The sequence below is a fragment of the Sphingomonas beigongshangi genome (assembly GCF_016820445.1).
Taxonomy (GTDB): Bacteria; Pseudomonadota; Alphaproteobacteria; order Sphingomonadales; family Sphingomonadaceae; genus Sphingomonas; species Sphingomonas beigongshangi.
The window spans coordinates 69,565-95,012 of the sequence record NZ_JADHDT010000008.1 but is presented as its reverse complement, the minus strand read 5'-3'; the positions used below and the strand labels follow the sequence as shown (position 1 = coordinate 95,012).

31 protein-coding genes and 1 tRNA gene are annotated in these 25,448 nt (G+C 66.0%); 23 read left to right on the top strand and 9 right to left on the bottom strand.

Annotation, left to right across the window (positions count from 1 at the left end; genetic code table 11):
* The first annotated feature begins 6 nt into the window (after positions 1–6).
* The 5 genes from radA (at position 7) to IQ292_RS15010 (ending at position 4,579) form a co-directional block, all read left to right on the top strand.
* Entirely contained in the window at positions 7–1,392 is a 1,386-nt protein-coding gene (gene radA / locus IQ292_RS15030) for a DNA repair protein RadA (protein ID WP_203311132.1), read from the top strand.
* 107 nt (positions 1,393–1,499) lie between these two features.
* Positions 1,500–2,069, top strand: a complete 570-nt coding sequence (locus IQ292_RS15025) for a CvpA family protein (protein WP_203311131.1) — start codon at positions 1,500–1,502, stop codon at positions 2,067–2,069.
* A complete protein-coding gene (locus tag IQ292_RS15020) occupies positions 2,066–2,503 on the top strand; it encodes an iron-sulfur cluster assembly scaffold protein (RefSeq protein WP_203311130.1) in 438 nt (145 codons plus the stop codon). Before IQ292_RS15025 ends, IQ292_RS15020 begins: the two co-directional genes overlap by 4 nt.
* Positions 2,496–4,253 carry a cation:proton antiporter domain-containing protein gene (locus tag IQ292_RS15015; protein WP_203311129.1) on the top strand — a complete coding sequence of 586 codons (1,758 nt, stop codon included), beginning with the start codon at positions 2,496–2,498 and terminating at the stop codon, positions 4,251–4,253. Before IQ292_RS15020 ends, IQ292_RS15015 begins: the two co-directional genes overlap by 8 nt.
* Positions 4,235–4,579 carry a DUF423 domain-containing protein gene (locus IQ292_RS15010; RefSeq protein WP_203311128.1) on the top strand — a complete coding sequence of 115 codons (345 nt, stop codon included), beginning with the start codon at positions 4,235–4,237 and terminating at the stop codon, positions 4,577–4,579. Before IQ292_RS15015 ends, IQ292_RS15010 begins: the two co-directional genes overlap by 19 nt.
* 54 nt (positions 4,580–4,633) lie before the next feature.
* Here IQ292_RS15010 and IQ292_RS15005 read toward each other — a convergent pair whose 3' ends face one another.
* Genes IQ292_RS15005 through IQ292_RS14995 form a run of 3 tightly spaced genes read right to left on the bottom strand, consistent with a single transcriptional unit; the run spans position 4,634 to position 6,449 of the window.
* Positions 4,634–4,774: a DUF2256 domain-containing protein gene (locus IQ292_RS15005; RefSeq protein ID WP_203311127.1), complete on the bottom strand. Its 141-nt coding sequence runs from the start codon at positions 4,772–4,774 to the stop codon at positions 4,634–4,636.
* Complete coding sequence (gene aroB, locus IQ292_RS15000; RefSeq protein WP_203311126.1) at positions 4,774–5,877, bottom strand: 3-dehydroquinate synthase; 1,104 nt, start codon at positions 5,875–5,877, stop codon at positions 4,774–4,776. Before aroB ends, IQ292_RS15005 begins: the two co-directional genes overlap by 1 nt.
* The gene (locus IQ292_RS14995) at positions 5,874–6,449 is read right to left on the bottom strand and encodes a shikimate kinase (RefSeq protein WP_203311125.1); all 576 of its coding nucleotides are present in this window, start codon (positions 6,447–6,449) and stop codon (positions 5,874–5,876) included. The genes aroB and IQ292_RS14995 overlap by 4 nt, the downstream gene beginning before the upstream one ends.
* A 77-nt stretch (positions 6,450–6,526) precedes the next feature.
* Here IQ292_RS14995 and IQ292_RS17820 point away from each other — a divergent pair, with 77 nt between their 5' ends.
* From IQ292_RS17820 to IQ292_RS14980, 4 genes are read left to right on the top strand one after another with little or no spacing between them, the layout of a single operon-like run.
* On the top strand, positions 6,527–6,661 hold the full coding sequence (locus tag IQ292_RS17820; protein ID WP_269801925.1) for a hypothetical protein: 135 nt from the start codon (positions 6,527–6,529) through the stop codon (positions 6,659–6,661).
* A complete protein-coding gene (locus IQ292_RS14990) occupies positions 6,645–8,447 on the top strand; it encodes a hypothetical protein (RefSeq protein ID WP_203311124.1) in 1,803 nt (600 codons plus the stop codon). The genes IQ292_RS17820 and IQ292_RS14990 overlap by 17 nt, the downstream gene beginning before the upstream one ends.
* Positions 8,444–9,355 carry a tyrosine recombinase gene (locus IQ292_RS14985; RefSeq protein ID WP_338057643.1) on the top strand — a complete coding sequence of 304 codons (912 nt, stop codon included), beginning with the start codon at positions 8,444–8,446 and terminating at the stop codon, positions 9,353–9,355. The genes IQ292_RS14990 and IQ292_RS14985 overlap by 4 nt, the downstream gene beginning before the upstream one ends.
* A gap of 10 nt (positions 9,356–9,365) precedes the next feature.
* Positions 9,366–10,313, top strand: coding sequence for an acetyl-CoA carboxylase carboxyltransferase subunit alpha (locus tag IQ292_RS14980; RefSeq protein ID WP_203311123.1), 948 nt, complete (start codon positions 9,366–9,368; stop codon positions 10,311–10,313).
* Between the two features lie 85 nt (positions 10,314–10,398).
* Here the strand turns inward: IQ292_RS14980 and IQ292_RS14975 are convergent, their stop codons facing one another.
* Complete coding sequence (locus tag IQ292_RS14975) at positions 10,399–10,566, bottom strand: Flp family type IVb pilin (protein WP_203311122.1); 168 nt, start codon at positions 10,564–10,566, stop codon at positions 10,399–10,401.
* A gap of 117 nt (positions 10,567–10,683) precedes the next feature.
* Positions 10,684–10,884, bottom strand: coding sequence for a Flp family type IVb pilin (locus IQ292_RS14970; RefSeq protein ID WP_203311121.1), 201 nt, complete (start codon positions 10,882–10,884; stop codon positions 10,684–10,686).
* Between the two features lie 31 nt (positions 10,885–10,915).
* Between IQ292_RS14970 and IQ292_RS14965 the strand changes: the two genes are divergently transcribed.
* The 6 genes from IQ292_RS14965 (at position 10,916) to IQ292_RS14940 (ending at position 16,892) form a co-directional block, all read left to right on the top strand.
* Complete coding sequence (locus IQ292_RS14965; protein ID WP_275298333.1) at positions 10,916–11,362, top strand: (deoxy)nucleoside triphosphate pyrophosphohydrolase; 447 nt, start codon at positions 10,916–10,918, stop codon at positions 11,360–11,362.
* Between the two features lie 1,482 nt (positions 11,363–12,844).
* The gene (locus tag IQ292_RS14960) at positions 12,845–13,084 is read left to right on the top strand and encodes a hypothetical protein (protein ID WP_203311120.1); all 240 of its coding nucleotides are present in this window, start codon (positions 12,845–12,847) and stop codon (positions 13,082–13,084) included.
* Positions 13,085–13,228: 144 nt separating this feature from the next.
* Entirely contained in the window at positions 13,229–13,876 is a 648-nt protein-coding gene (locus IQ292_RS14955) for an HK97 family phage prohead protease (RefSeq protein ID WP_203311119.1), read from the top strand.
* Positions 13,877–13,878: 2 nt separating this feature from the next.
* Positions 13,879–15,066: a phage major capsid protein gene (locus IQ292_RS14950; RefSeq protein ID WP_203311118.1), complete on the top strand. Its 1,188-nt coding sequence runs from the start codon at positions 13,879–13,881 to the stop codon at positions 15,064–15,066.
* 375 nt (positions 15,067–15,441) lie between these two features.
* Positions 15,442–16,233 (top strand): DNA-processing protein DprA, encoded by a 792-nt coding sequence (locus IQ292_RS14945; RefSeq protein WP_203311117.1) that lies wholly within the window; start codon positions 15,442–15,444, stop codon positions 16,231–16,233.
* The gene (locus IQ292_RS14940) at positions 16,230–16,892 is read left to right on the top strand and encodes a phosphoribosyltransferase (protein ID WP_203311116.1); all 663 of its coding nucleotides are present in this window, start codon (positions 16,230–16,232) and stop codon (positions 16,890–16,892) included. Before IQ292_RS14945 ends, IQ292_RS14940 begins: the two co-directional genes overlap by 4 nt.
* Positions 16,893–17,083: 191 nt before the next feature.
* On the opposite strand, the gene IQ292_RS14935 is transcribed toward IQ292_RS14940, so the two are convergent.
* A complete protein-coding gene (locus IQ292_RS14935) occupies positions 17,084–17,791 on the bottom strand; it encodes a DUF4145 domain-containing protein (protein WP_238941158.1) in 708 nt (235 codons plus the stop codon).
* Between the two features lie 318 nt (positions 17,792–18,109).
* Here IQ292_RS14935 and IQ292_RS14930 point away from each other — a divergent pair, with 318 nt between their 5' ends.
* From IQ292_RS14930 to IQ292_RS14910, 5 genes are all read left to right on the top strand, one after another.
* Positions 18,110–18,835 carry a hypothetical protein gene (locus IQ292_RS14930; RefSeq protein ID WP_203311114.1) on the top strand — a complete coding sequence of 242 codons (726 nt, stop codon included), beginning with the start codon at positions 18,110–18,112 and terminating at the stop codon, positions 18,833–18,835.
* A 49-nt stretch (positions 18,836–18,884) separates the two neighbouring features.
* Positions 18,885–19,508, top strand: coding sequence for a hypothetical protein (locus tag IQ292_RS14925; RefSeq protein WP_203311113.1), 624 nt, complete (start codon positions 18,885–18,887; stop codon positions 19,506–19,508).
* Positions 19,501–19,773, top strand: coding sequence for a MerR family transcriptional regulator (locus IQ292_RS14920; RefSeq protein WP_203311112.1), 273 nt, complete (start codon positions 19,501–19,503; stop codon positions 19,771–19,773). Before IQ292_RS14925 ends, IQ292_RS14920 begins: the two co-directional genes overlap by 8 nt.
* Positions 19,724–20,791 (top strand): tyrosine-type recombinase/integrase, encoded by a 1,068-nt coding sequence (locus IQ292_RS14915; RefSeq protein ID WP_203311111.1) that lies wholly within the window; start codon positions 19,724–19,726, stop codon positions 20,789–20,791. The genes IQ292_RS14920 and IQ292_RS14915 overlap by 50 nt, the downstream gene beginning before the upstream one ends.
* A gap of 105 nt (positions 20,792–20,896) precedes the next feature.
* Positions 20,897–20,970, top strand: a tRNA-Cys gene (locus IQ292_RS14910).
* Between the two features lie 3 nt (positions 20,971–20,973).
* On the opposite strand, the gene IQ292_RS14905 is transcribed toward IQ292_RS14910, so the two are convergent.
* The gene (locus IQ292_RS14905) at positions 20,974–21,381 is read right to left on the bottom strand and encodes a hypothetical protein (RefSeq protein ID WP_338057642.1); all 408 of its coding nucleotides are present in this window, start codon (positions 21,379–21,381) and stop codon (positions 20,974–20,976) included.
* Positions 21,382–21,446: 65 nt separating this feature from the next.
* On the opposite strand from IQ292_RS14905, the gene IQ292_RS14900 reads away from it, so the two are divergent.
* Genes IQ292_RS14900 through IQ292_RS14890 form a run of 3 tightly spaced genes read left to right on the top strand, consistent with a single transcriptional unit; the run spans position 21,447 to position 24,266 of the window.
* A complete protein-coding gene (locus tag IQ292_RS14900; protein WP_203311110.1) occupies positions 21,447–22,112 on the top strand; it encodes a protein-L-isoaspartate O-methyltransferase family protein in 666 nt (221 codons plus the stop codon).
* Positions 22,113–22,131: 19 nt separating this feature from the next.
* Positions 22,132–23,643 (top strand): TolC family outer membrane protein, encoded by a 1,512-nt coding sequence (locus IQ292_RS14895; RefSeq protein ID WP_203311109.1) that lies wholly within the window; start codon positions 22,132–22,134, stop codon positions 23,641–23,643.
* Positions 23,644–23,702: 59 nt separating this feature from the next.
* Entirely contained in the window at positions 23,703–24,266 is a 564-nt protein-coding gene (locus tag IQ292_RS14890) for a DUF2497 domain-containing protein (RefSeq protein WP_374758576.1), read from the top strand.
* Positions 24,267–24,353: 87 nt separating this feature from the next.
* Here the strand turns inward: IQ292_RS14890 and IQ292_RS14885 are convergent, their stop codons facing one another.
* Positions 24,354–24,494 carry an entericidin A/B family lipoprotein gene (locus IQ292_RS14885; protein ID WP_203311107.1) on the bottom strand — a complete coding sequence of 47 codons (141 nt, stop codon included), beginning with the start codon at positions 24,492–24,494 and terminating at the stop codon, positions 24,354–24,356.
* Positions 24,495–24,559: 65 nt separating this feature from the next.
* Complete coding sequence (locus IQ292_RS14880; RefSeq protein WP_203311106.1) at positions 24,560–25,441, bottom strand: hypothetical protein; 882 nt, start codon at positions 25,439–25,441, stop codon at positions 24,560–24,562.
* Between the last annotated feature and the right edge of the window lie 7 nt (positions 25,442–25,448).

Genomic DNA, 25,448 nt, shown 5'->3' with positions numbered 1-25,448 from the left:
GGCGGCATGGCGAAACCCCAGAAACGCTACGTGTGTCAGGCCTGCGGCTCGGTCTCTCATCGCTGGACGGGGCAGTGCGGCGATTGTGCCGAGTGGAACACGCTGGTCGAGGAAGCGGGCGCGGTCGTTACGCCGTTCCAGGCGAAGCACAATCTGCAGAGCGGCGGGCGGACGGTGCAGCTCGTCGGGCTCGATGCCGATATCGCGCTGCCGGACCGGATGGCGACCGGCATCGCCGAACTCGATCGCGCGCTCGGCGGCGGGTTCGTCCAGGGATCGGCGACGCTGATCGGCGGTGACCCGGGTATCGGCAAGTCGACTCTGTTGCTGCAGGCCGCGGCGCGATTGGCGAGCGGCGCGCCCGATGGAGCGGCGAGGCGCGTGGCCTATGTGTCCGGCGAGGAGGCGGCCGACCAGGTGCGGCTGCGCGCCCGGCGGCTCGGGCTGGGCAACGCGCCCGTCCAGCTCGCCGCCGCGACCTCGACGCGCGACATATTGACGACGCTCTCGATCGGGGCGGCGCCCGACCTGCTGGTGATCGATTCGATCCAGACGATGCATTCCGATCTGATCGAGGGCGCGCCGGGCACGGTGAGCCAGGTCCGTGCCTCCGCACAGGAACTGATCCGGTTCGCCAAGGAGCGGGGTACCGCGCTCGTGCTCGTCGGCCATGTCACGAAGGACGGCAGCATCGCGGGGCCGCGCGTGCTGGAGCATATGGTCGATACCGTGCTCGCCTTCGAGGGCGAACGGAGCCATCAGTATCGGATCCTGCGTGCGATCAAGAACCGGTTCGGCGGCACCGACGAGATCGGCGTCTTCTCGATGCAGAGCGAGGGGCTGAGCGAGGTCGCCAATCCCTCCGCGCTGTTCCTGACGCATCGGGACGAGGGGGTGACGGGCGCCACGGTGTTTCCGGCGCTCGAGGGAACCCGGCCGGTATTGGTCGAAATCCAGGCGCTGACGGTGCGGCTGGCGAGCGGCGCGACGCCCCGGCGCGCGGTCGTCGGCTGGGACTCGGGTCGTCTGGCAATGATCCTTGCGGTGCTGGAGGCGCGCTGCGGCTTGTCCTTCTCGTCGGCGGAAGTCTATCTCAACGTCGCGGGCGGTTATCGCGTGCAGGATCCGGCGGCGGATCTGGCGGTCGCGGCGGCGCTGGTGTCGGCGCTGTCCGAGCGGCCGGTACCCGTGGACGCGGTGGCGTTCGGCGAAATCGCCCTGTCGGGAGAGATCCGGCCGGTCGCCCATGCCGCACTGCGGCTGAAGGAAGCCGGCAAGCTGGGCTTCGAGCGCGCGCTGGTGCCGACCGCGATGGCGAAGGAAGAGAGCGCGCTGACCCTGTCCGGGTTTCGCACCTTGGCGCAGTTCGTCGATCATATGCTCGGGCGTTAGGGGCGGGCGAACCGCGGCCGTCCGCTACGGGTCGGCGCGTCCGCCGCGCGACCGGAACCGCGCTGACCCCCTAGTCGCGGCGGCCTCGCGTCCCTATCGAAGGTTGCATGGCTTTGACCGCTCTCGATACCATCGTGCTGCTTCTCGTCCTCGGCACCGCCGGTATGGGATTGGTGCGCGGGTTCGTGACGGAGGTGCTGTCGCTGTTCGCCTGGGTGGCGATCGTGGCGATGCTCAAGCTGTTCCACATCGCGCTGGCCGCGACATTGGTCAAAACCATCGGTACGCCCTCCGGGGCGGCTGTCGCGGCCTTCGCGATCATCGCGGGCGGCACCTATGTGGTCGGCCGGCTCGTCGCCACCGCGATCGGGCGGCGGACGCGCAGCTCGATCCTCGGGCCCGTCGACCGGGCCCTCGGCTTCGGCTTCGGGGCGCTGAAGGGATTGATCCTCGCCAGCCTCGGCTTTCTCCTCGCCGCGCTGGTGGTCGATACGGCGCGCGGCGGCGCGGCGAACCGGCCCGAATGGATGATCCGGTCGCGCACCTATCCGCTGCTCAACGCCACGAGCGCCGGCATCGCCGATTTCGTCGATCGCCGCCGCCGTGGCCTGCCCGTGTTCGGGTCGCGCGCCGCGATCGCCGAATCCGCCCCGACCAATGCGAGTGACGCGCCATGAACGCCCCCCTCTACAATGCGGAGATCCTCCGCCTCGCCGCGTCCATCCCGCATCACGAACGGCTGACGCATGCCGCCGCCACCGCGGAGAAACGATCGCCCGTCTGCGGCAGCCGGGTAACGGTGGACGTCGGGGTGGACGAGCAAGGCCGCGTCGACGCGGTGGGATTGCTGGTGCGCGCCTGCGCGCTCGGCCAGGCGTCCGCGTCGCTGCTCGCCGCCCACATCCTCGGCCGCACGCCGGAGGACGTCGCCGCGGCCCGCGATGCGCTCGCCGCATGGCTCTCGGGCGAGGGGACTGCGCCGGACTGGCCCGGGATCGACGTACTGGCGCCCGCGCGCGACTATAGCGCGCGCCACGCATCGATCCGCCTCGCCTTCGAAGCGGCGGCGGAGGCGGCGGAGCAGGCCGTCAAGGCGCGCGCCCATGCATGATGCGTCGCCCGTATCCATCCTGCGCGACGGCATGGTGCTGCTCGGTGCCGGCCTCGCCTTCGTGCTCCTGTTCCGCCGCCTCGGCCTTGGTGCCACTCTGGGCTTTCTCGTCGCGGGTGCCGTGGTGGGGCCGCATGTGCTGGGCGTGGTCGGCGATGCCGAATCGAAGATCGGCGTTGCCGAACTGGGCATCACGCTGCTGCTGTTCATCGTCGGGCTGGAACTGAATCCGTCGCGCTTGTGGCGGATGAAGAAGGAGATTTTCGGCGTCGGCCTGCTCCAGGTCGTGGCCTGCGGACTGGCGATCACCGCAATCGTCTGGTTCGCCGGCTTCTCGATCACCGCCGCGCTCGCGCTCGGCCTGCCGCTGGCGCTGTCCTCGACCGCGCAGGTGCTGCCGATGCTGCAGTCGGCTGGGAGGCTGCGCACGCCCTTTGGTGAGCGCGCCTTCTCGATCCTGCTGTTCCAGGACCTGTCGATCGTCCCGCTGATCACCATCGTGGCGGCGATGAGCCGCAATCCGGCCGATGCCAACGCACCGCCGGGCTGGTTGCTCGGCATCTACACGGTGCTTGCGGTTTTCGGCCTGATCCTGGCGGGGCGGTTCCTGTTGCGCCCCTTGTTCCGCCTGATCGGCAATCTCGGCGAGCGCGAGATGTTCGTCTTCGCCGCGTTGTTCACCGTCATCGCCAGCGCCGCGATCATGGAAGCGCTGGGGCTTTCGACCGCGCTGGGCGCGTTCATCGCGGGCGTGATGCTTGCCGACAGCCCCTACCGCCACGAACTGGAGGCGGACGTCGATCCCTTTCGCGCGGTCTTGCTCGGCCTGTTCTTCCTTGCCGTCGGTATGATGCTGAATCTGCCCGCCATCGTCGAGCGGCCGGCGTTTGTCGCGACGATGGCGGTGGCGCTGATCGCCACCAAGGCGGCGGTCATCTTCCTGATCGGGCTGGCCTTCCGCATGACGTGGCGCAGCGCGCTGGCGCTGGGGCTGTTGCTCAGCCAGGGCGGTGAGTTCGGCTTCGTGCTCTTCGCCCAGGCGCAGGCCGGCTTCCTGATAGCGCCGGATGCGGCCAGCCTGTTCGGCGCCATCGTCACGCTGTCGATGGCGACGACGCCGTTCCTGATGGGCGTCACCCGCCGCTTCCGGGAAGAGCCGATCGCGAAAAACCAGGAGCGCGACGGCCCCAAGGCGGACGGTGCCAATGCGATCATCGTGGGATACGGCAGGTTCGGGCAGACGGTCGGACAGATGCTGCTCGCCAGCGACATTCCGGTGACGCTGATCGATACCGATATCGAGATGATCGACATCGCGGGCGAGTTCGGCGCCAAGGTCTATTATGGCGACGGGACGCGGCTCGACCTGCTGCGCCAGGCGGGCGCCGCGGAAGCGGAACTGATCCTGTTCTGCATCGACGGCGACCAAATCCAGCCCGACACGCTCGAAGCGGTGCACGAGGCCTTTCCTGACGCCGAGATCTACGTCCGTGCCTATGACCGGCGCGCGCTGGTCAAACTGAAGCAGGGGCCGGCGCGCTACGTCGTGCGCGAGGTGCTGGAATCGGCGGTCAAGATGGCGCGGCTCGCGCTCGACGGGCTGGGCGTCTCGGAGGCCGACATCGATCGCGCCGAGGAAATGTACCGGTCCCGCGACAAGGAGCGGTTGCGGATCCAGATCGAGGCAGGCGACATCCGGGCCGCCCGCGCTCTGGTCGCGGAGCAGCAGCCATGGGGGAACGACCGCTGATGCTCGGCATATTGGCAGCCCTGTCCGGCGCGCTCGCAGTCGCTGCGGGGGCGTTCGGCGCGCATGGTGCCAGCGGCGCGGCGCAGGAATGGCTGAAGACGGGCGGACATTACCAGCTGATCCATGCCGTCGCCGCGCTCGTTGCCCTGCGCATGGAGGCGCGGGGGCCGGCCTGGCTGTTCGTCGCGGGCGGCGCGATCTTCGCTGGCACGCTCTACCTGATGGCGGTCGGCGCGCCGCGCTGGTTCGGCGCGATCACGCCGATCGGCGGCGCGATGCTGATCGGCGGGTGGCTGTGGCTGGCTTGGTCGCTGCGGGCGGGGTGACGCGCTGATCCTTCGCGCGCCTACCGCTCCGGTGGGAACGGATGGCGCGCATGGTCACCGCTTCCGTCGGCACGCGTCCGAGCAATAGACGACATTCTCCCAATCGCGCGCCCATTTCTTGCGCCAAGCGAACGGGCGGTTGCAGGCCGGGCAGACCTTGGTCGGCAGGTCGCGCTTGTCGACGCCGTTCGGCATCAGCGGCCTTGCGTGTCGAGGAATGTCTCGACGGCGGAGAGGTCAACCGTTCGATCGAGGTAGGTCGCGCCGATTCCACGAGCGAGGAGAAAGGGCAGGGTCCCGGCCGCCATCTTCTTGTCATGGCGCATATGCGCGACCAGCGTCGCACCCGATGCCGCGATACCTGTGGCGGCGAGGCCGTCCGGCAGGCCCACGTTGCGGAAATGCGCGGCGACCCGCGCGGCGTCTTCCGTGCCGCACAACCCCTGCGCTGCCGAAAAGGCGAAGGCGAGCGCGCAGCCCGCGGCGACCCCTTCGCCATGCAGCAGCCGCTGCGAATATCCCGTTTCCGCCTCCAGCGCGTGGCCGAAGGTGTGGCCGAGGTTGAGCAGCGCGCGCATGCCGTTGGTTTCATGCTCGTCCGCCGCGACGATGCGCGCCTTTGCGGCGACGGCATACGCGATGGCATATTCCCGCGCCGCGGCATCGCCCGCGAGCAGCGCTTCGCCGTTCGCCTCGCACCAGGCGAAGAAAGGCGCATCGTCGATCAGCCCGTATTTGACGACCTCCGCATAACCGGCCCGCATCTCGCGCGGCGGCAGCGTGTCGAGCACGGTCGGGTCGATCAGCACCAGCGAAGGCTGGTGGAAGGCACCGATCAGGTTCTTGCCCGCGCGCGTGTTGATCGCGGTTTTGCCGCCGACGGAACTGTCGACCTGCGCGAGCAGGGTAGTGGGCATCTGCACGAAGCCGCAGCCGCGCTTGAGGATCGCGCAGGCGAAGCCGACGAGATCGCCGATCACGCCGCCGCCCAACGCCAAGACATGGTCTCCGCGCTCGACGCCCAGCTCGAGCAGCCGATCGCACAGGGCGGCAAGCTGGCTCCAGCTCTTTGTCCCCTCGCCGGGTGGGAGCACGATCGCCTCGCTCTCGATACCGGCGGCATCGAGCGACGCCTGTAGCGTCGCAAGGTGCGGTCGGATGTTCTCGTCGCTGACGATCGCCATCCGTCTGCCGCGCGCCAGCGGCGCGAGCTGCTCGCCCGCGCGCGCGAGTACGCCGGCCTCGATCAGGATCGGATAGCTGCGGTCGCCGAGCGCGACGGTGACGGTTCGGCTCATCGGCGGCCGCCCGCGCCCAGCGCCTTCAGGATGGCGGCGACCGTCGCCTCGTGCGGGGCCTTGTGGCTGATGATGTGGATATGCGCCTCGGCGTAGATGGGGTTGCGGACGGCGGCGAGCTCGGTGAGCACCTGTAGCGGATCCTTGCCGCGCAGGAGCGGGCGCGTGTCGCGGCGGCGAACGCGCTCGGCCAGGACGTGCGGATGCGCGTCGAGCCAGATGGCGGTCGCCTCCGCGAGGATCAGCGCGCGCGTCTCGGCATTGATGAACGCGCCGCCACCGGTTGCGATCACCTTCGGCCGGCCGTCCATGAGCCGCGCGATGACCCGACGCTCGCCATCGCGGAAATAGGCCTCGCCGAACCGTTCGAAGATCTCGGCGATCGTCATGCCCGCCGCCTCCTCGATCGCATGGTCCGCGTCGACGAAGGGCAGGGAGAGGCGGCCGGCGAGGCGGCGACCCACGGTCGACTTGCCGACGCCCATCAGCCCGACGAGCACGATCGGGCGCGCCGCCGGCGCGGCGGATGCAGGGTCCGGCCCGGCAGTCTGGGGAACAGCGCTTTGCAACATGGTTTGCCGCGCTATACAGCGGGGGCGGACGGGGCAAAAGCTCCGTCCCCGCGTTTTTCCGTGAGCCAAGGTAGGTTATGTCCCGCTTCGCGATCTCCGTCATCGTGCTCCTCGTGGTTGTGGTCGGCGGGCTGTTCCTGCTCGCCGGGCGCGCCTCCGAGCGGCCCCAGACCCATGTCGAGAAGGCCGTGACGCTTGCCAATCTCAGCTAGGCTGCGCGTCGGCGTCGCCGCGGCCGCGCTCGGCGCGGTGGCGATCGCCGCGTTCGGCCCGGCATCGGGCCAGGAGCGCCCCGAATCGATCCTGCCCCCCGGATTCGGGGAACCGGCCGCCCAGGCCAGTCCCACCCCGCGTCCATCGTCCAGCGCCACCGCGCCGGCGCCGGGCGCGACCGTGTCGCCGGATACGATGGTCCAGCCGTTGCCGACGGCCAGCGCGTCGCCCACCGCGACGCCCAGCGCGATGCCGACGGTGGATCCCGCCGTGCTCGCGCAATATGAGATGCCCGATTATGCGCGGCGATCGCTCGATGCGGTCGGGCCGGTCGGGCCGCGCGAGGGCGGACTGGATGCGGATCTGTTCGCGCAGGCGGACGGCCATTTCGCCGAGGCGCTGATGCGGCGTATCGCCGCTCCCTTGCCGTCCCGCTGGATGTCGATCCTGTTGCGCCGCGCCCTTGCGACGCGCGTCGCGACGCCCGCCGGGGTCGACGGCGCGGATTTCGCCGCGGAACGCGCCTGGCTGCTGCTGCGCATGGGGGAGTCGGTGGCGGCGCGCGCAGTGGTGCAGAGCGTCGACACCGAGGACTATACCCCCAAACTCTTCCAGGTCGCGATGAGTGCCGAACTGGCGAGCGGCGATCCGGCCGGCCTGTGCCCGCTGGCGGACGCCGGCGCGACGCAGGCGCCGGCGCGGGGCTGGGTGCTGGCACGCGCGATCTGCACCGCGCTGCGCGGCGAAGCGGCGGCGGCCAAGGCGCAGATGACCGCGATCCGGCGCCGCAACGTTGCGACCGGCATCGACCTGCAGCTGACGCAGAAGGTGGTCGGCGCCGCGCCGGGCGGCGGACAGGCGGTGACGATCGAGTGGGCCGGCGTCGACCGAATCGACGACTGGCGGTTCGGCCTTGCCGCCGCGACGGGCGTCACGATCCCCGACCCCTTGCTCGCATCGGTCGGCCCGCAGGTGCGCTACTGGTATGCCCTGTCGCCCGGCATCGGCCTGGGCGACCGGATTGCGGCCGCCGAGGCGGCGGCGGGGCAGGGCGTCCTCTCGTCGAACGCATTGGTCGATCTCTATGCCGCTGTCGACGCGGCCGACGACATGCCCGGCGTCGCCAGCGCGACGGCGAGCGATCTCAGGACCGCTTATGCCGGGGGGAGCGTCGATGCCCGCTTGGCGGCGATGCGCCAATTGTGGGGTGATGCGACGACGCAGCCACCCTATGCGCGGCTGGTCCTTACCGCGCGCGCGGCCGGGCGGATCCCCGCGCGGATAGGGCTGAGCGATGCCGACCGTCTGGTCGCATCGATGCTGACCGCGGGGCTCGATCGCAGCGCGGCGCGATGGCGCATGGCGGTACCGGAAGGCGGCGACGCCTGGGCGATGATCACGCTCGCCGATCCCGACGCGGGCGAGCGCCTGAACTATGGCGTGCTGTCGCGCTATTCGGGCAGCGGGGATGCGGCGTTGAAGCAACGGCTGTTCTTCGCGGGCCTGGCGGGGCTCGGCCGCCTGGCGCCCGAGGACGTGGAGCGTGCCGCCGAGGCACTCGACGTGCGGATCGGCGCATCGACACCCTGGACCCAGGCGATCGATCGCGCCGCGGCGAACGGTGACCAGGGCAACGTCATCCTGTTGGCAGCGATCGGCATGCAGACGCCGCACTGGCGCGGCGTGCCCCCCGCGATGCTCTACCGGATCGTCGGGGCGCTCCGCACCGTCGGGCTGGAAGGCGAAGCGCGGATGATCGCGGCGGAGGCGCTCGCGCGCGTGTGAGCGACGCTCCGCTGATCGATCGTTTTCTCGACATGCTCGCCGCGGAGCAGGGGGCGGCGGCCAATACCATCGCGGCCTATCGCAGCGATCTCATGCTGGCGTCGCAAGCGCTCGGTGGGCGGTTGAAGACGGCGGACGAAGCCGCGATCCGGCACCTGTCGGAACTCTGGGCGCCGCTGACGCGCGCGACCGTCGCGCGCAAGGCAGCGGCGCTCCGTCGCTTTTTCGCGTTCCTGCATGGCGAGGGCGACATCGCGGACGATCCCTCCGTCGCGTTGCCACGTCCCGGCAGCGCGCGGCGGCTGCCCAAGGTGCTGAGCCACGCGGACGTAGAGCGCCTGTTCGCCGCGATCGCCGGGCGTACGGGCGTGGCGCGGCCGCTGCCGGGCGACCTGCGTCTCGCCGCCCTGATCGAGTTGCTGTACGGCTCCGGCCTGCGCGCGACCGAGGTCGTGGCGCTGCCGCGCGCGGCCGTGCATCCCGACCGGCCGTTCCTGATCTTGCGCGGCAAGGGCGGGCGGGAGCGTCTGGTGCCGATCTCCGACCGCGCCCGCGCCGCCGTGGCGGCGTGGCGGGCCCATGTAGCGCCGGACCGAGCCTGGCTGTTTCCGTCGGGAAAGGGCCACCTGTCGCGCATCCGGCTGTATCAATTGGTGAAGGCGCTTGCCGCCGAGGCGGGAATCGCGCCCGACCGGGTCAGCCCGCATGTCTTGCGTCATGCTTTCGCGACGCACCTGCTCGCGGGCGGAGCCGACCTGCGCGCGCTGCAGGCCATGCTCGGTCATGCCGACATCGCGACGACCGAGATCTACACGCATGTCGACAGCGGCCGGTTAGTGGAGCTCGTCAACAGCCGCCATCCGCTCGCCGACAGCGGCCGCGTTGACGGGAAGGCGGCGCGCATCTAACCCCCCGCCGATGCCGAGCTTCCTCGATTTCGAAAAGCCGATCGCCCAGTTGCAGGGCCAGATCGACGAATTGCGTGAAACCGCCGCCGACGGCGGGGTCGATATCGCCGCCGACGTGGCGCGACTCCAGGCCAAGTCCGACAAGCTGTTGCGCGACACCTTCGCGAAGCTGACGCCCTGGCAGAAGACCCAGGTTGCGCGCCATCCGGAGCGACCGCATTTTCGTGATTACGTCGCCGGCCTGTTCGACGAATTCGTGCCGCTCGCGGGCGATCGCGCATTCGCGGACGATCAGGCGATCGTCGGCGGCTTCGCCACCTTCCGCGGCCGGCGCGTGATGGCGATCGGGCATGAAAAGGGCTGGGACATCGCCAGTCGCCTGAAGCACAATTTCGGCTCCGCCAAGCCGGAGGGCTATCGCAAGGCGATCCGCCTCGTCGAGCTTGCCGATCGATTCGGGCTGCCGGTCGTGACGCTGGTCGACACGGCGGGCGCCTTCCCGGGCGTGCAGGCCGAAGAGCGCGGCCAGGCCGAAGCGATCGCACGCTCGACCGAGGCGTGCCTTGCCGCCGGTGTCCCGGTCGTCGCGGCGATCGTCGGCGAGGGCGGATCCGGCGGCGCGGTCGCGCTGGCCGCGGGCAATCGCGTGCTGATGTTCGAACATGCCGTTTATTCGGTGATCAGTCCCGAAGGGTGCGCGGCGATCCTCTGGCGCACGTCCGACAAGGCGCCGGATGCGGCCGAGGCGATGCGAATCACCGCGCAGGACCTGCGTGGACTTGGTATCGTCGACACGATCGTTCCGGAGCCGCTGGGCGGCGCGCATCGCGATCCCGCCGCGGCGATACAGGCGCTGGGCGATGCACTGGCGCAGGCGCTCGATTCGCTTGCGCCCCTCGATGGCAAGGCGCTGCGCCAGGAGCGGCGGCAGAAGTTCCTGGCGATGGGGCGCCTCTGATCGGCAGTCGGCGCCGGACTGACAAACCAAAAGGGCGGCGAACCGATGGTCCGCCGCCCCTTTTCTTGATCGTCCGATCGTCAGCTTAGCTGACGGTCATGTTCGACGTCACGTTCTGGAAGGTCGTCGTGAGCTTGCCGCCCAGACCCTTCATCGCGGCAATCGCGGCCACGGCAATCAGCGCGGCGATCAGGCCGTACTCGATGGCGGTCGCGCCCTTGCTGTTCTTGATGAATTTGCGAATCGCGAGCATTCCGGTCTCCACTATCAAACGTCAGTCACCCGGCTGAACCGGTTTGCGACCGGACCAGCACATCCGGATTAGCGGGAGAGAGGTTGCGAAACATTTAAAGCGCGGCGGCTCGGGCGCTTAGTTTGCACTTTGCACCTTGCTGCTGACCTGCGTCCACATGTTGGTGTTGGCGTCGGCAACGCCCTTGAGCGCCGCGATCATCGCGATAACGATCAGGGCGACCACCAGGCCATATTCGACCGCAGTCGCGCCACGCGCCTCGCGGGCGAACGCGAAGACGGCCTGACACAGGCGGCGAAGGGCAAGGCGCACGGTCATGCCACCGCCTTAAACGGAAAAGGGTTTACGATTGGCTGACAAAGGAACCGTAGCGAGCCCACCTTTGGTCGTCGTCGCCGCTGCCATGATCGATGCTGACGGTCGCGTGCTGCTGCAACGCCGGCCGGAGGGAAAGGCGATGGCCGGCCTGTGGGAGTTTCCCGGCGGCAAGGTCGAACCCGGCGAGGCGCCCGACGCGGCACTTGTCCGAGAGCTGGCGGAGGAATTGGCCGTCGAAGTGGCGCTGCCTGACGTGCAGCCGATCACCTTCACCGCTGCGCCGCTGGCGGGACGGCAACTGCTGCTGCTGCTCTACCGCGTCGTCGCATGGCGGGGCGAGCCGCGCCCCGTCGAATCACCCGAACTGCGCTGGGTTGCGCCCGCCGATATGGCGGACCTGCCGATGCCACCGGCGGACGTGCCGCTGGTTGCGGCGCTCGGAGCCTGGTCCGGAAAGGATTTGCACGCGGACGGTTGACCGCGGCGCAAAAAGCCATCATCAGCCGCGCCTCTCCCGACGTCGAGGCCCGATGGCGGAGTGGTGACGCAGAGGACTGCAAAGCCCCACCGAATCGCCAGAATTCAGCGGTTGTTCGCAGTTTTCCAGCCTCCCACCAGTCACTGAAAATCAATGACTTAGCCGGTCAGTGCGAACCGCGGCCAGGCGCGCGCTTACCGTCGGCCTGCCTGTCGAGATCATCGGCAATACGGACAGTTTCCGGACAGTCGACAGCTACCCGCTGCACCATTAGAAGCGACCGCGAGAGTGCACCGTCGCTAGGAATACGCGGCGGCTGCCCACGCAAATGTTCGTCGACCTATGTCTCAGTTTGTCCGCTGGGCGTTGCGGTCGCTGAGGCAGCGCGCGGTAAGGTCACCTCGACCGGACAGTCTACGGATAGTTTGGTTCAACCCTCCGTACTTTCGGCCTTGAACAAGCACGAAAGGTCCAATCTTGGACCTATAATTGGGCTTCAGCCTTCTCCGGCGCCGCGCGAACTATCCGGCCGTCCGTTGACTGTCCGTTGTCGAGAGCCGCGGAAATTCTTGAGTTACGGACAGTCCGGAGGGTTCGGATAGTTCGTTCAAAGACCTTTCCATATGTGTGCGTGTGCATGTGCGATATGCACATACTATCCGTACTATCCGTACCATAAGAGAAGATAAAAGATGGCTATGGTTGACCCTCTTGCTCACAGCCCCGCGCGGGATAACTTCACGACGTTCTGCAGTGGTCAGCTGCGGACTGATCCTGGGGCTCGAATCGCAACTAAGGACTTGCGCGCCGTCTATGCGGCGTGGGCGGAGCCCTTAGGGTTGCCCGCGTTGAGTTACCCGGCCTTGAAGCGTGAAATGTCCCGGCTTGGCCATCGCTACGTCCGAAACGATGGCAGCTTCTACGATGGTGTGGCGTTTGCCGACGTAGTCGATGGGGCGCCTCGACCGATCCTCCGCCGACATATCGAATTGGCAAAGGCCCATCTGGCGATCGTGATGCAGGCGCTTGAGAGCACTGCCGTGCGCGCTGGAAGCCCAGGTGGGATGATCAGGCCTGCACCGGGGGGTGGTCAAAAGTCTGAGGCCGTCAACGCCGGGACCGGATCGCAACAGAGAAAATCTCGGCGCGAAATTCGCCGGGAAAGTTTTTTGTAAGAGCCTCCCGTGACGGTTTCCCTTGAGCAGTCGAAATCCACAGTGCCCGGTCAGAGGTTTGGCTCGCTGCGCGAGCTCGGCGCGCGTCCAGATATGCCAGCTTGCCAACCTTGCAGCGCTTCATCTCAGCGCGGCCCGACTTCCCCATCGAAACCAGAGGCCATTCGGGACGATCGTATATCATTGATCTCGATGCGGCTGAGCGATTCATCCGAGAACACTGGATTGATCGCCGACGAAAAAGGCCCGGCTCAGCACAGCAACAGCCGTACTTGCCATTTGCCCCCTTGCCGAAGGACCCAACGAAATGAAGCCTGAGCCGAGCGCAAACGACGTCGGAACGTCGATCCTTACCCTCATTGGAACGCTGGAGGCGGCCGGCACACAGCCGGCTGACGTTCTGGCGGGCGTTTCAGCGGCCTGCCTATTTACGCTGACCCGCTATGGCGCAGCCGAGGCCTTGCCCCGCATCCTTCGGAACGAAGCAAGTCGTTTGGAGCGCATGGATTTGCTCGACCGGGGTGCCCGAAACCTCATCCAAGATTGATCTTGTTCTGTCGCCTGGAAAGTGTTAGCGGAGGGGTCGCTAATCGCGTGAGATGCGCGATGGCACCCCGCCACCCGCGTGAGATGCGCGTCAGGCGACGGCTTTAGGAACCGCCCCGTTGGGGCGCAGCTGTCGAGACGCGCAATGCACATCCACGACCAATCGTTTGTTTTGAGCGGCCTTGATGAGGCCGGCTCATTCACCGGCATAGCCTCGGCTGCTGGAATGAACCGCAATCGGTATGATTACTCTCCCGATGCATTCACTGCCTCGCTTGCCGAACACAAGGCACGGGGCACAATGCCGGCCCTGCTGCTGCATCACGATCTGACCAAGCCTGTCGGTGCTTGGAAGGAAATCACCCCCATAGCGACGGGCCTGAAGGTCCAAGGCCGTCTCACGCTCGAAACTGCGGATGGGCGGGAAGCCTATGCGCATCTGAAAGCGGGGTCGCTGGCCGGCCTGTCTACTGGCGCAATCCACCATTTAGAGGATGTAAGCCGCAATCGCGACAAGCCGGGTACGATAGTGAAGAAGGCTGATCTGTATGAAATCAGCCTTGTTTCGGTGCCCGCGTTGCCTAGCGCGAGAGTATTGCGGGTAAATTCCATTGGCGGTGCCCGCGATCTGGAAGAACTTCTGCGCGAAGCTGGACTTTCGGGCCGTAAAGCCAAGGCAGGCGCGTCTGCCGCATGGCGCGCAATCAACACCACTGATGAACCGGATGCCGCGTTGGTATCCATCCTCACCGGTGCGAGCCAGTCTCTCGCACGCTTCAAAAAGGATAAGTGAACATGGCCGATATCGAAGAACTGCTGCGTCAGCACGTCGCCAATGTGGACGAGGCGCTGGAAGGTTTTCAGGGGCAGGTTACGACGCTGGAGGAACTGGTGCAGGCGCATCAGAGCGCGCTAAGTCGGTCCACCGGGTCTGTTGCCCGGGGTGGCCGCATTCAAATCGACACGGTGGCAGCGCCAGCCGCTACCCTTGATTTGGGGGCCGGCAACGGCGCTCGCATGTCGATCAGCGCCGAAGATCGCAAGATCATGGGCAAGATCATGCGGGGCCATACATCGGCAATGCGCGAAGCCGATGAAGGGGATGGCGGCGTCCTCGTTCCGGAGGCCATCGCCACGCAGATCGAGGCGATGGTGCGGCGGCAGTCGCCGATCCGCCGCATGGCGCGCGTCGTCAGTCTCGAAACGGGCAAGACGGTTTTCCCGATCAACAAGGGTGGTGCGACGTCCGGCTGGGTCGGCGAGGACGAGGAACGTGTCGAGACGAAGGGGCCGAGCCTCGCGGCGATGACACCCCCCGGCGGCACGGTTTACGCGCTCCCGAGCGCAACCGAAGAACTCGTCGATGACGCGATCGTCAACCTCGAGCAATTCATCGAAGAGAACGTGGTCGACTCGATAGCGGAGCAGGAGAGCAAAGCGTTCATCTACGGTGATGGCATCCGCAAGCCGGCGGGTTTCCTCGCGCAGACGATCACGGATGAGAACGATGATGATCGCAAGGTTGGGACGATCCAGAGCGTGGCTATGCCTATCCGTGGCGTCCAAATGGAGATCGATTGGAAGTTCCTGCTGGCTGTCATCTTCTCGCTGAAGGGTGGCTATCGGCAGGCGCCTGGCACCGCATGGCTCGCCTCTACCGACATGATCGCGCGGCTGGCGACGATGACCGACGCAACCGGCAAGCCGTTCTACATGCCGAGCCTTCAGGAGAACTTGCCCGGCACCCTGCTGGGCTATCCTGTCGTGGAGTGCGAGCATATGCCGGCGACTGAATCGCAGGCCTATCCGCTCGCGTTCGGCAACTGGCAGCGCGGTTACATGATCGGGGATCGGACGCAGCTGAACGTCCTGCGCGATCCCTACACCGTCAAGGGTCGCATCCAGTGGTACTTCCGCAAGCGGGTGTACGGCTCGGTACTGAACAGCGAGGCCATCAAGGTGGTCAAGGCCCTGCCCGCGTAACGAGACTGCCCCTATCCTTGCGGCTGCTGCGGCGCAGCCAACAACGGAAAGTCCGATGCTCAGGGGCGCACTACGGTGTTGTGGGGGCTCAATCGGACAACGTCGCAGAGGGGAGCCACGGGAACGTGGCTCCCCTCACGCTATCGAGTTTCCTGAAAGCGAAGCGCGGATAGGCGTGACAATCAGGACCGCGCTCCGGCCCTCGACTTCATGGTCGGTCCACATCCTGTCACGCTGGCCTCTGGCAGGCCAAAAGCGGGCGATGCAGGCCGCATCGCCCGCAGCCATTTAGCCGCTTCTCCAACCGCCTCTTGGCGATGGTATTGAAACCGGCCGCCCGATAGGTAGGGTGGGTGGGTGCTGGAAAGACGAGTCATGGCGGATGATGCGGGAGGGCAGCGCCGATCGGCGCGATCGGTCCCGGCCGCCGGCGCCAGCGCTGGCCGATCTGGCCGCTACGTTCCGCCAAGCGACGTTCACGCATATCCGCTGACCGGCCTGTTAGAGGCCATCGGCCGCAACACCTTTGCCGAACGGCAAATGAGCATGCTTAATGCCGTTGCGGACACAGACGAGGCTGGCGCTGCGCGCGTGTTCTATGCGGGCAACATCCACTTGCTGGAGGGTCGCTGCATAGCGGTCATCGGCGCGCGGAAAGCGACTGAGATGGGCCGGCGTCGCGCACGCCAGCTCGGCCGCCAGTTAGCGCAAGCCGGCGTCGTGGTGGTGTCTGGCCTCGCCGAGGGGATCGACACTGAGGCCCTCAGCGGAGCGATGGAGGCCGGCGGCAAGGTGGTGGCCGTCATCGGCACCCCGATTGACCAAGCCTATCCCGCGAAGAACAAGGCGCTACAGGAGGCGATCTATCGGGATCATCTTCTCATCTCGCAGTTTCCGATCGGCGCGCGCGTTTTTCCGTCCAACTTTCCAGCACGGAATCGCACTATGGCAGCGATTTCGGACGCCAGCGTTGTCATCGAGGCGTCAGACACGTCCGGCACGCTGCACCAAGCGGCGGAATGCCAGAAGCTGGGCCGCTGGCTAGTGATCGCGAAAAGCGTGAAGGACGATCCGGCGTTGACTTGGCCGGCCAAGTTCATCGGCAAGCCGATGACGACGATCTTGGAGAGCACACCGCAGCTTCTGGCGACCATCTACGGCGAATGACGCTCTGGGCGCACGTCTACGGCGGCTATGCCAGCTATGAGAACGCCTATCCGTGGGGAGACGGCGAGCACGTTGCGCACAAGTTCGTTCAGTTGCTTAAGGGAGAGGTCGCGAACGGTTACGGTTGGTTGCCGCGCGCGACCGGTCCGGGGAAACTCAAGATATCGACGCCGCTGCGGCACAACGCATTCGCTGCCTTTGGTGAGTGGGGCGGGGCCATCGCAAACCAGCTATACCCCGATGGGGCATGGTTGGTGCCTGTGCCGTCGTCGTCATGTCTCAGCGTCGGTCAGGACCCGAAGGGGCGCGCCCTGGCGGCGGCCATAGCGGCCCGCAGCGCGTCGCGTTCGGTGGATGCCCTCCATTGGCACATACAGCTGCCTAGCGCCCGCTCTGGCGGCCCTAGGGATGCCGAAACGCTCTTCGCTAACGTCCGAGCACGGACAGACCTCGCAAAGCGACCTGTAGTGCTTGTTGATGACGTGGTGACGGGTGGCGGTCACGCCATCGCTTGCGCCCGCGCGCTGCGGGCGCTTGGCCATGAGGTTGAGCATGTGATTGCCGGCGCTCGCACAGTCAAATCCCCGCCTGTCGGTGGCATGTTCGCGATTGCAGATTGGGATTTGGAAGCAAATCCATTCGCTGGCATTTTCGGCTAAGTTGAAGCAAAAGCTTCTATGCTTGTGTGCCGAGCGCAACCCTCTGCGGTGCTGCGGTGCCGGTCATGCAATTGATAGATGATGCCGCTTGTAAGGATAGTCCGGACAGTTGAAGAGGCTGCGCCCCTCATGGAAGGGAGCGCCGAAGGGCCTCAGAGCCTTTCAGGTAAAAGGCCCCATGTCGCGGCTGACTAACTCTGTGGAGGTTTACGACGCGCCTCTCTCCGAGCCTGTGCTGCTAAGATTTTTCCAGGTTCGGTGTAGATGCGTTCTAAAAGCGCGTTTGTGAAGTCCTGAAGATCACCTGCATCCACTTCGTCTAGAGTGCCGTCATGGGCGCCATCATTCCCGTCTTCTCTTACGCAACGCGCGAGCTCTTTCAGGTCGAGAGGAAGCATATTCTCTTGGAACAACCACTCGAGCCGATAGGCAAGCTTCTCACGTTGCTGCCTGTTCGGCTGTTTAGTGGCGTCATCTGCGTTTGTAGGAAGAAGGCCCTTCGTGACGATGTCCAAGCAGAGGCGAAACATCGCCCCAGCGGCATTATAGCACCCGCCAGCAACCGAAGCGGTGCCCTCGGCGAAAACCTGTTGAATTGTTTCTGGCGTATATGCAGGAGCCTGAGCGCTTGCGACGTCGCGCTGAGTAACGACGCCTTTTATTGTCAGCTTATCGTTAAGGGTACCGTCATACGAGCGGAGAGAATTATCTCTACGATATTTATCCGTGTCTTCAATAGCTCTAAGCTGGCAACGAAATATTGACGGGCGGTGACACCGCCTGCACGTTCCAATGACTTCATGATTGGTCACCCAGCCATGGCTGGTACCGACGAATACGTCTGCATATACGTCAAACGTGATGTAGGACGATGCGCATCTCGGACAATCGCTGACCATCTCCGCCACAGAATTCTCCAAAACGAGCAACCGGCGAGGGACATCTCGCATGTCATTTACCTAAAGACATCTTGAGGATCATCCGAATTGCTTCGGGCCGCGACGGATGTGGATCCTGTCGTTCGATCCACGCGTCGAGGTCGGCCAATTGGTCGGGTTGAAGCCGTACACCGATTAGCTGGCCTGATTGGCCCGGGCGCTTCGAACTTCTGTTATCAGAACTTGCAGGGATCATGCGCTTCTGTTATCAGAAGGTCGAGCCGGGCGGAAGCTACCAACGACCGCACCGGCTCTGACCCATCGCTGGAGGATAAGTCCATGCAACAGGCTGAGGGCGCGCATAGCGCCACGGTGACGGCTGCGTCACCGAGAAAATCAAATGACCTTTCCGCCTCACGTCGGGGCGCCCTCGGGATGCTGGCAACCTTGCCAATGCTGGTCGCCGCCTCGCCATCGACACCCAGACAGGGTGCCAGCGATTCTGACTGGAACGCTGCAACTGAAAATCTTCTGAAAGCGGAACGGATTTTGGCTGCTGCAACGGCGCAGGATGTTGCCGCTCGTGCTGCTTATGCCGCTGGTGAACCGGACAGGGCCACGGTCGACTGGGAGGGCCTAAATGGCATCCTCCCTCGCATCGGCACCTACCGCGCTATTGATATAGGCGCAGCGCGCGAAGCTACCCAGCGACAGATTAATCGTGGGTATTGGCTCCACGACCCGGGGCGGGCACTTCGTCGTTTGGCCGCTTTGGATCAGCTTGAGGCTTTCCGCGAGGCCGCAGAGATCAACGATCAGAAGCATGCCCGGCGAGCGAAAGAGGCGGCAGATCGATGCGACGAGGCAATTGCGGATGTTTGCCGATGCGAGGATCGACTGCTCGAAATGCCGTCGCCAAATCGGAAAGCCCTGCTTTGGAAGCTTGAGCGACTGATTAACGATGACGGGGATGGCTGCACCGCCTCCTGGTCGATCGCCTACGTTGAGCCGATGCTGCGTGACGCCCGGCGCCTGCTAGGCTCCAAGCATAACCTTCCCATTTGACATTGCACTTGCACCGGCCTATGACGGTGCAAGTGCAATGGGGTTTGCGATGATCGATTACGATACAGCCCGCTTCAAATCGTCTTTGGTTGCTGCGGCCGCCGGCATCGAGATCAACACCTTCCGGGCGTATTTCAAGCGCGGGCACTTCCTGATGTTGGGTGAGACAGAGCAACTTGCCGCCTCACACGGGGTGGCGCACATGTGGAGCTTACGCGACGCACTGGGGTTCGCGATTGCCGGAGAACTCATCCGCGTCGGGGTGGATGCGGGCAAAGCTTTCAAGGCCGCCATGTGGGGCTTTGCTCATGTCGGCAGCATGCAATTCGACCCGCCCATACCGGGAATGCCGCCCGCGCGACAGCCTGGCGAACTATGGGACGCTCAACAGGTCGGCTTTACGTTCATGGCCTTCTTTCCGGCGACGGGAGCAGTGCGGGTGTTCCCGGCTTCGAATCAAATCCAGATCGCGGAGGCGATCGAGGATCCAGAGACTCATAAGCCGTCGGCGTCAGTGCTGCTCTTCCTCAACGACATCGAAACGCGAGTTCTCGAGGCGTTGGGCGTCGACCGCAACCCGCCATCCACGACAGGCGAACCGGCTATCCTTCCGCCCGGAAGGACGGCGTGTCAGCACGATGGGCGGCCGGCAAAGGGGGCGCGCCGTGGCTGAACGGCTGAACCTTCCCGATTGGCCGAGATTGATGAGCGCAGGCATGGCGGCCTCCTATCTTGGTGTCAGCTCCGGCACCCTTCAGTCGTGGGGTATTGCACCGATTGAGACGCCCGGTCGGCGCGTCCTGTACGATCGCAAATCGCTGGACCGGTATGCCGATCGTCTCGCTGGTCAGCCATTGACTCCCAATGAAGCCGCAGGTTGCGCATTGGATGAAGAACGTGCGTTCTTCCGCGACAGGGCGGCTCGCGGCCATGGCTAGGAAGCATCTCAAGTATACCTACCCAGTTAAGGGCGGACGGTACTGGCGCTTTCGGCATATTCCGACTGTCGGTGACGTGCCGCTCCCCGGCTCGCCCGGCGATCCGGAGTTTCATGCGCGCTATGCCGAATTACTGGAGATTGCGGTCAGGCCTTGCAAAAAAGTCGAGCGAGACACCTTCGCAGGCTTGATTAGCGAGTATCAGCGCAGCGTCGAATTCAAGAGCCTCGCGGACACGACACAGGCAGATTACATCAAGACCCTATTTCTCATCGAGGAGGAATTAGGTTCCAGGCGCTATCGGTTCACCACTAGAGCAATGATCAAGGCCGTCCGCGACGGTCATGCCGAGCATCCGCGCAAGGCGCATAAGATCAAGCAGATGGTCAGTCGCCTGTATTCATGGGCAGAGGAAAACAGTCTGGTCCCTGATGGCTTCAATCCTGCCAAGGGCATTCGACAAGTGCGGCCGAAAGGCGGTGCCAAGGAGATCGTAGTCTGGTCCGACGCGGAAATCGCGCTGATGCTGGCCGGCTGCCCTGAACACGTGAAGACGCCCGTGCTGCTCGCGCTCTATACTGGGCAGCGTCGGCAGGACATCGTTCGCATGACCTGGCAACAGTTCCAGGGGGATGTCATCCGGGTTCGCCAGAGCAAGACCGGAGCCCTGTTAGACGTCGCTTGCCACAGCGAGCTTCGTCGTCATCTCGACCAGTTACGAGGCCGCGCGAAAGGTGTGGTAATCTGCACGAGCATCGAGGGGAGGGCGTACACACCCAACAGCCTTTCACAGGCACTGCGCCGGGTTGTGAAGATGACCATTGGCTTGCCCGACGATCGGTCGCTGCATGGCCTCCGCTATGCTGCTGGTTCTCGGATGAGCGAGGCCGGGTGTTCGGTTGCGGAGATCGAGGCGGTGCTCGGGCACCAGACCTTCAAGATGGCCCTAAAGTACGCTTCCCAGCGGCTTCGCGCGCAAGCCGCTATTGCGGCGATGGAGGCGCGCGATGCCGGCTGAGGTTTGCCGAACTGCGAACTCGATCCAGAAAAGTGCGAACTTTCGTTTCGCGCCCGTTGACGCGGCGGCAAAAAGCCCGCAATTGCGCGCCTCTCCCGACGTCGAGGCCCGATGGCGGAGTGGTGACGCAGAGGACTGCAAATCCTTGCACCCGGGTTCGATTCCCGGTCGGGCCTCCAGAATCAGACGACGTCGTTTCTCACCCGCTTGGCATCGAGCCGCATCAGCATCGGGCGAAGGCGAATGCCGAGGCAGATGACCGTCGGCCAGAACAAGGTGTTGACGACGTCGGACGTCGTGTCGGCCCATCGCCACGATCCGTAATGCATCCGGTCCATCACCTCGTTGAAGGTTTCCGCCAGGACGACGAAGGACAGGGGCACGAAGCTGCCCAGCGAGCGGCGGGTCACGATGCGCGCGACCATCAACACCGCCAGGCCGGCGTGCAGATGCAGGATCGTGTCCGGCAGGCCGGTGCCGTCGCCGATCCAGTCGATGAAGCGGTGGTAGATCGCGGGAATCATCGCCGCGCCATAGGTGTTGGGGCAGGATCGGGCAAATCGCGCCGCTTGGCGCGGGGCAGGGGGCACGATACAAGCCCGATGGATCACGAAGTGTATTGCGTAGCTAAGACAGCTGTGCGAGAGGGGTAAGCATGAACACGAGTTTCGACGCCACCAACGCTGAAACGATGCGGCACGCGATGGTCGCCAGCCAGCTGCGCACCAACGCGGTCAACGATCAGCGCGTGATCGCGGCGATGATGACAGTGCCGCGCGAGATGTTCGTGCCCGCCGCAGCGCGCGAGATCGCCTATCGCGATACCGCGGTGCCGGTCGGCAACGGCCGCGCGGTCAATTTGCCCATGGTGACGGGCCGGCTGCTGACCGAGGCGTATCTGCAGGCTTCGGACCGCGTTCTGCTGATCGGCGCGGCCGGCGGCTATGCCGCCGCGCTGCTGGCGCAGATCGTCGCGCAGGTTGTCGCGGTCGAGGAGGATGCCACGCTCGTCGCGCTGGCGCGCGAGGCGCTTGCCGCGACTCCCAAGGTCGAGGTGGTGGAAGCGCCGCTTCCCCAGGGCCATGCCGCTGGCGCGCCCTATGACGTCCTGATCGTCGACGGCGCGATCGAGGATGTTCCCGACGCCCTCGTCACTCAGGTCAAGTCCGGCGGCCGGGTCGTGACCGGTCTCGTCGACGGCGGCGTCGTGCGCCTGGCGAGCGGGCGGAAGACCGACGGCGGCTTCGGGTTGAAGCCGTTCATGGACAGCGACTGCGTCGTCCTGCCGGGCTTCGCCAAACCGCGGGGCTTTACGTTTTAACATGATCTGTGGGGGGAGGATGCACGCGTTCCGTATCATGCTGGCAACCGGCGCGGCGCTGGTCGCCATGCCGGCGGGTGCCGAAACCCTCCGCGAGGCGCTGGCGAAAGCCTATGCCAACAATCCGACGCTGACCGCGCAACGCGCGGCGCAGCGCGCGACGGACGAGAATGTGCCGATCGCCCGTTCCAGCGGCCTGCCCGGTCTCTCGCTGAACGGGTCGGCGACGGACAACGTACTGCAGGCCAACAATAATTTTCTCAATCCCGAGCGGATCGCCAACGGGCAGCTGCAATTCTCCGTGCCGCTGTACCAGGGCGGCGCGGTGAAGAATGCGGTCAGGGCGGCCGAAACGCGGGTAGAAGCGGGTCGGGCGACGCTGCGCGGCGTCGAGGCGAACACGTTCACGAGCGTCGTCGCCGCCTATATGAACGTGACGCGAGACGAGGCGATCGTCGGTCTCAACCAGCAGAACGTCCACGTCCTCGAGGTCAATCTGCGCGCCAGCCGCGATCGTTTCCAGGTCGGTGATCTGACCCGGACTGACGTCGCGCAGTCCGAGGCGCGGCTTGCGCTGGCGCGGGCGCAGTTGCAGTCGGCAGAGGCGCAGCTCATCGCCAGCCGCGAAAACTATATCGCCGTGGTCGGTGCGCCGCCCGGAACGCTGGAGAGCGCGCCGCCGCTGCCGAACCTGCCGACATCGCCGAAGGCGGCGGTCGATGTCGCGCTCGAACGCAATCCGCAACTGATCGCCGCCCGCAAGGCGGCGGACGCGACGCGCTACGACGTCGGCGTGGCGCGCGCGACGCGGCTGCCCCGCGTCGCGGCGGTGACGACCGGGACCTATTTCAATTATCTCGGATCGATCCCGACGGTCGCGAACGGCCAGCGTATCCCCGGGAGCGGCACGGCCGCGACGGCCGGCCTGCAATTGTCGCTGCCGCTGTTCCAGGGCGGCCAGCCGGCGGCCCGCGTCCGTCAAGCGGAAGCTGGACGCAGCCAGGCGATCGAGACGCTGACCGCGACCGAGCGCAACGTCGTCGCGACGACGCGGTCCGCCTATGCGCAGTGGCAGTCGTCGGAACAGGTGATCGCGAGCTCGGAAGCCGCGGTGAGCGCCAACAAGCTGAGCCTGGAGGGCGTGCGGGCCGAAAACAGCGTCGGTACGCGCACCATCCTCGACATCCTCAACGCCGAGCAGGAACTGCTCAACAGCCAGGTGACATTGGTGAGCGCCCGTCGCGATGCCTATGTCGCGGGCTTCGCGCTGCTCGCCGCGATGGGCAATGCCGAGGCGCGCGACCTCGGGCTCGATGGCGGATCGCTGTATGATCCGACGATCAATTATCAGCGCGTGCGCGGTCGGATCGGCGATTTCGGCGGCGATGGCGAGCCGGCCCCCGTCGCGACATCGACCGCGCAGACACCGGCGCAGACCGCGATCGTGACCAAGCCGCTCGATCCATCGCTCGATACACCGGTTGACAGAAGCGCTGGGTTAACCACAGGTGCTCAGGCGCCAAACCGCTGATGGTGGCGGGCATGCGCTTGGGAACGGGAATCATGGGGGACATGAGCGTCGAGCCGTCGATGGAGGAGATCCTGTCCTCGATCAAACGGATCATCGCCGAGGAAGGCGAAGCGACGCAGGGCCGCGCCAGGCGGCCGCACCGTGCCGCGCCGATGCCGGAACCCGAACCCGAACCGGAAATCGATGCCGAGGAAGTGCTCGAGCTGAGCGATCCCATGCCGCAGCCCGCGGCGGATAGCCGTCCGGCTGCGCCTCCTCGCCAGCCCGAGCCGGCGCCGCACCTGGCCGATCGTGCCGCCCCGCGCGCCCCGGCGGCGCCGTCTCCTGCGCCTCAGCCCGAGCCGCAAACGCAGCAACCGCAAATGCATCAACCTAATACCACGCCGCGTTCCGCGCCCGAGCCGATCGTGTCGCAGCAGGCGCTGGCGGCCAGCCTCGGCTCGCTCGAGACGCTGAGCAAGCTGATCGTCAAGCCGGCGCCCGAAAGCGACGGCACGCTGGAGGGCCTGGTCCGCGAGATGTTGCGCCCGATGCTGCGCGACTGGCTCGATGCGAACCTGCCGGACATGGTCGAGACGCTGGTCGCGCGCGAAATCGCCAAGATCACCTCGCAGATGCGCTGAGGCCGATGCACGGACGCCGCCGGATCGCTCCGACGGCGCCTGCATCAGGTCGGATGGCCGTCGACGTCCGCCGCGGCCATCGCTGCTTCATTTCTTCGGTTCGCCCGACGCATCCGAGATGGCGGTGCCCGCGGACTTGATGTCCTTGCCGGCACCGTTGACGGTGTTGCAGGCGGCGAGCGCCAGGAATGCGGCGGTCGCGGCGATGAGGCCGATCTTGCGGGTCATGACACGTCTCCTTCAACGGTGAACGGGTTGCGGCGGGGCCGATACGCTACCCCGCCGCGGACACTTCAGCGCAGTCGGCGGCGGGTCGCCGTCGTGGCGCCAAAGGCGGAAGCGGCCGCGCCGATCAGCAGCGCGAGCACGAGTACGAACGACGTACCGGCGGCGGCGCCGGCAGCCTTGTCGGCGGCCGTCTTGGCCGAGGCAATCGTCTGGTCCTTCGCCTTGACGAAGTCGGCCTTGGCCCGGGTGACCTGCGCCTGCGCCTGCTCGCGGCTGATCTTGCGCTGCGCGGCGACGATGTCAACGATCCGGCTTTCCGCCTTCGCGCCGTCCGCGCCGCCGCGCGCGAGCGCCGGCAGCTGCTTGGCGACTTCCTTCTGCGCCTGCTCAGGCGTCATCTGCGCCGGATCGGACGGAGCGTCGGACAGATAAGCGGCGGCTTCGTCGCGGACGTCGTTCTGGTCGACGCCCGCGATCTTGGCGGCCTGCGGTGCTGCGGCGCCGACGGTCTGTCCCGCCGCACCCGCTACCGTCCCGACGGTGCGGAATGCGCCGCCGATGATCCCGCCGACCGCGCTGGTCAACAGATACAGCGTCAGGATCAGCGTAACGCCCCATACGACGAGGCCATGGACCAGCGCATCGAACCGCTCGGTCACGCCCGAGACGCGCGCCGCGGCATAGCCGCCCGCGCCGAGTGCCACCACGGTGGTGACCAGCCAAAACAGGCCGGCGCCGATGCCGAAACCGGTCGCGCCGGGGGTCGTACCCTCGACGGGGTCGATCATCGAGAGGCCGATGCCGGTGCCGAGAATGCCGAGCACCAGCTGGACGGCGATGGCGATAACGACGCCTGCGAATATCGCGCCCCAGGAAATGCGGGTGATGCCGCGCGTCGCGGCCGACGCCTCGAGCGGCGTCAGGCCGGTGGTCATATTGGTTGCCATGTTTGCT